We start from the raw sequence: 4,092 nt of genomic DNA on the forward strand, positions 1-4,092 counted from the left end.
TCCTGAAGTCACTCGCCGACTACCTCTCCAAGATCACCCCGTCCGGACCAAAAAAATAGCAAGAACTTAGACTCGCTATTTACGACGCAGAACACTAGGACATCCCCCAAGGCCGCACTCCCACTGCCCCTCCACTGGAGTCGAAACCCGTCGATACGCATTCCACCCGGGCCAGGTCGAGTCAGAACTCACCTTCCGACTGGTCTCACTTCTCACCTATAGAGCCAACCGCCGGGAAGGTACTCCGCGCGCGCCAGAGAACTCTCAGGGCAGGGCCCTCGGCTGTGTCGCGCCCTCAGCTGGGAACACCCGCCCGTGCGTGGTGATCTCGCACCGGAAACCCTCATGCCTGGTGCGGCCGGCGTGCTGGAGACACCACAGCTGCGGGCCGTCCGGATCATCCGCGCCCGGCGACTGCTCCTCAACACGTCATGCACGCGGCCCAGCGAACACCGCGGTGATCTTGGAGCTGGGCGAGCAACTGGTGGCGCTGGGGGTGCAGCGGGTGGTCATGGAGGCCACTTCGGTTTATTGGAAGCCGTGGTTCTTCTTGCTGGGGTCGGCGGGTTTGGAGTGCTGGCTCGTCAACGCCAGGGACGTGAAGAACGTCCCCGGGCGGCCGAAGACCGACAAACTGGACGCGGTGTGGCTGGCCAAACTCGCCGAGAAGGGCATGCTGCGGCCCTCGTTCGTACCGCCCAAGCCGGTGCGGCAGCTACGCGACCTCACCCGCACCCGCACGGTGTTCACCGAGGACCGCTCCCGCGTCAAGCAGCGGGTGGAGAAGCTCCTGGAGGACGCTCAGATCAAGCTGTCCACGGTGGCCACCGACATCTTCGGGGTCTCCGGGCGGGCCATGCTCGATGCGATGGTCGCAGGTGAGCGCGACCCGCGGGCACTGGCCGCTCTTGCGCAGGGCCGAATGAAGGCCAAGCACGATGCCCTCGTCGATGCGCTGAGCGGGACCTTCGAGCAGCACCACGCCGACTTGCTGGCCCTGCTGCTGGCCACTGTCGACCACCTGAGCACGCAGATCAACGAGTTGACCGCCCGCATCGAACGCCTGCTTGCCCAGATCAGCTCCCCCGATCCCGATGCCGGTCCGGGCAGCGGTGCCGCAACGCCCGAAGCCCGCGCCCAGGCGCAGGCCGCGAGCCTGCCCGGCGGCCTGCCCGGCCTCATCCAGCGTCTGGACCAGATTCCCGGCATCGGCCCGACCACCGCCCAGGTGATCCTGGCCGAGATCGGCTGGGACACGAGGGCCTTTCCGACCCCGGCACACCTGGTCTCCTGGGCCAAACTCTCCCCGCGCACCATCCAGTCCGGCGGCAAAAACACCCCGGGCCGACCGGGAAGGGCAACCCCTGGCTCAAGGGAGTCCTGGGCGAGGCGGCCACCGCCGCGGCCAAGACCGACACCTTCCTCGGCGCACGTTACCGGCGCCTGGTCAAACGCATGCCCCACAAGAAGGCCCTGGTCGCCGTGGCCCGGTCGATCCTGGTCATCGTCTGGCACCTGATCAACAATCCCGAAGCGGTCTACCAGGACATCGGATCCGACTGGCACCAGCGCCAGGCCAACCCGGCACGCAAGACCCGCGACCTGGTCCGAGAACTCGAACGTCTCGGCCACCAGGTCACCCTCACCCCGCCCCCGCCGACACCGCAGCCTGAGCGAACCTGGGGTACGGCCGAGATACGCGTCAAAGGGGCAATGAGTTGATCTTGGCGGGATAGCTCTGGATCCGCTCAGAGCTGGGTGTCGGCCACGAGGGCGTTGACGCGGTTCTCGTACTCGCGGCGGGCCTTGCGCTGTGCGGGGATCACCGAGGTTCCCGAGGTGCCGTCGAGGGGCTGGCAGCGGGCAAGGAGTTGGCGGTGAACCGAGGGTGTGGCGCTGACGCGCAGTGTGTAGCCCTGGCCGCGTCGTACGGTCACCCCCTGGTCGAGCGTGGCGCGCTCGGCGGGCTCCAGGGCGGTGGTGCGGAGGAAGTCGGCGACCTTGCCCGGCATGTCGAGGACGACCGGCAGCTCCGGGGCCGGGGCGCCCGGGTCGACGGCCGTGTGCTCGGGCAGGAGGTCGGCGACGGCGGTGCGGATGGCGCCGCGGCTGACGTCGTGGTCGCGGGCGAGGGCGGCGATGGACCGGCCCTCCAGGTACCCGGTGCGCACGGCGTCGGTCTTCCCGGCCGGGACGGCCGGGCGACGCCCGCCTTTGTTGCCCTTAGCCTCTGCGGCCCGCAGCCCGTCGTACGTCAGTTCCCGCTGGAGGTCGCGCTGGAGTTCGCCGGGATGTGCACGGTGTCGCCCGGCCGCGCGTACGTGAGCAGCTCGCCGAACTTCGGGCGCTGAAGCGGGTGGAGGCGGCTGGAGGTGCCGGCGTCCTCCTCGAAGACGACCGGGGTCTCGATCCCGGCCTCGGCGTGGACCAGGTTCTGACGGTCGGTCGACTGCCGGTCGGTCGACACCCGCTTGTAGACCAGGTTCGCCATCGGGGCCCTTCCGTACGGAGGATCGGACTCTATCTGTCGTCAAACCCTGTCATCAATCACCAACGGATCAGATTGGATCCGCGCCGCCAACAGGCCCCCGAAAAGTCCGGGTTCATTGGACGCCCGGCGCGCCTGTCGTCATTCGTTCGTTCGCCGACAGGTGTGGGCCCAGCTGATGGAGGCGCTGGTGGCCGAGCGCCGCCCCGACCGGCCGGTACCGCCGATGGCTGGTACCGCCGCGATCGGGGCGGTTGTGCATCTGCTGGCCACCGTCATCGAGGGGGGGCCGGGGCCTGTCCTCGATGAGCGGCGTGCTGGCCGGCGCCGCCTACCGTCTACTGGCCTGGCAGCGGGGTCGGCCCGCGGCTAGCGCAGATGCCGGGCGAAGAACTGGGCTGCGGCGTCTCCCGTGAACTGCGGGACGCCGGTGTGCCCGCCCATGTTTGCGTGCAGCGTCTTCTCCTTGGTGCCGAAGGCGTCGAACAGGTCCAGGGCCGACTGCCGGTCGTTCCCTTCGTCGTCCCACTGCAGCAGGACGTGCAGTGGAATAGTGACCTGCCGGGCCTCCTCGAACATGGCGCGAGGCACGAAACTCCCGGCGAACAGAACGGCGGCCGAGATGCGCGGCTCGACCACCGCAAGCCGGATGCCGATGGAGATCACTCCCCCCGAGTACCCGACCGGGCCGCCGATCTCGGGCAGCGACAGGAGGGCGTCCAGGGCGGCCTGCCATTCCGGGACCGCCTTTTCGACCAGCGGGAGGGTGAGGGCGTCGACGATCTCGTCGCTGACCGGCTCGCTGGCCTCCATCGCCCGGCGCAGGTCAGCGCGGGCCTGCTCGGCGGCGGGCCAACGGGGCCGGTCGCCGCTTCCGGGGAGCTCGATGGTCGCCGTGGCGAAGCCATCCGCCGCGGAGTGCCGGGCCCGGGCCACCAGTCGGGGGTACATCTTGCGCAGCCCGAGGGGAGGGTTGCCGAGCAGGATCAGCGGCGCCGGTGCGGATGCGGATGCCGATGCGGGTGTCCACAGGATGCCGGGGATCTCGCCGAGGGTGAATTCGCGTTCGAGGACGCCATCGTCGAGGCGCTGTTCGGAAGTGAAGTGCATGGTCGTGCCTTTCGGGAGTGCTCTTGAACGGCGCTCCCGGACGACCTATCGCCCGACCGTGACCTCGGAGGGGAGCACCCATGTCGATACTGCGTTCACGGGTACCACCTCCTCGTTCTTTCGCACGGCCTCCGGAAGATTAGCAGTGGTCGCCGTGGTCCGCCCAACGGGTTTTTGCGGAGGCTTCGTGGTTGGGGTCTCATTGCAGCTTCCCGAGTGGAGCGCCTTGACGGCGAGCTGTCCCGGCGGGTCCGGCGGTGGGACACTGCGGCGCGTGTCTGGGTTCGCGGGAGATCCGAAGTACTACGGCGACCGGTTGTTGTACGAGCCGCTGGAGAGTAAGTGGGCCGGGTACCACGCCCGGCACTGCGGGTGCGGTCACGACTGGCTCGAAGCCCATGAACCGCCCCGGGTTTGATGGAGACGTCGAAGACCCGGAAGGATGCCGATCATGGCTGCTCCCCGTAAGTACCCCGATGAGTTGCGCGAGCGTG

General features: G+C 68.6%; 5 protein-coding genes and 1 pseudogene. 2 read left to right on the forward strand and 4 right to left on the reverse strand.

Features of this window, described 5'->3' with window-relative positions; translation table 11 throughout:
- Window positions 1-264: 264 nt before the first annotated feature.
- A pseudogene (locus EFK10_RS53850) lies at window positions 265-411 on the reverse strand (DUF7848 domain-containing protein); the annotation flags it as partial.
- Here EFK10_RS53850 and EFK10_RS46295 point away from each other — a divergent pair.
- Window positions 353-1,519, forward strand: a complete 1,167-nt coding sequence (locus tag EFK10_RS46295) for an IS110 family RNA-guided transposase (RefSeq protein ID WP_265737616.1) — start codon at window positions 353-355, stop codon at window positions 1,517-1,519. The pseudogene EFK10_RS53850 and the gene EFK10_RS46295 sit on opposite strands and share 59 nt — an antisense overlap.
- Entirely contained in the window at window positions 1,456-1,722 is a 267-nt protein-coding gene (locus EFK10_RS49160) for a hypothetical protein (RefSeq protein WP_206305862.1), read from the forward strand. The genes EFK10_RS46295 and EFK10_RS49160 overlap by 64 nt, the downstream gene beginning before the upstream one ends.
- A gap of 26 nt (window positions 1,723-1,748) precedes the next feature.
- On the opposite strand, the gene EFK10_RS51720 is transcribed toward EFK10_RS49160, so the two are convergent.
- From EFK10_RS51720 to EFK10_RS46305, 3 genes are all read right to left on the reverse strand, one after another.
- Window positions 1,749-2,171: a resolvase gene (locus tag EFK10_RS51720; RefSeq protein ID WP_240677888.1), complete on the reverse strand. Its 423-nt coding sequence runs from the start codon at window positions 2,169-2,171 to the stop codon at window positions 1,749-1,751.
- 83 nt (window positions 2,172-2,254) lie between these two features.
- Window positions 2,255-2,491, reverse strand: a complete 237-nt coding sequence (locus tag EFK10_RS51725; protein ID WP_240677889.1) for a recombinase family protein — start codon at window positions 2,489-2,491, stop codon at window positions 2,255-2,257.
- Window positions 2,492-2,857: 366 nt separating this feature from the next.
- Window positions 2,858-3,598 (reverse strand): dienelactone hydrolase family protein, encoded by a 741-nt coding sequence (locus tag EFK10_RS46305; protein ID WP_127361623.1) that lies wholly within the window; start codon window positions 3,596-3,598, stop codon window positions 2,858-2,860.
- Window positions 3,599-4,092: the final 494 nt, after the last annotated feature.

The organism is Streptomyces soli (assembly GCF_003999195.1).
GTDB classification, from domain to species: Bacteria; Actinomycetota; Actinomycetes; order Streptomycetales; family Streptomycetaceae; genus Actinacidiphila; species Actinacidiphila soli.

Bases quoted from the DNA above. Each gene is read 5' to 3' on its own strand.
- EFK10_RS46305 (WP_127361623.1), bottom strand. From the start codon at position 3,598: ATGCACTTCACTTCCGAACAGCGCCTCGACGATGGCGTCCTCGAACGC.
- EFK10_RS49160 (WP_206305862.1), top strand. From the start codon at position 1,456: ATGCCCCACAAGAAGGCCCTGGTCGCCGTGGCCCGGTCGATCCTGGTC.
- EFK10_RS51725 (WP_240677889.1), bottom strand. From the start codon at position 2,491: ATGGCGAACCTGGTCTACAAGCGGGTGTCGACCGACCGGCAGTCGACC.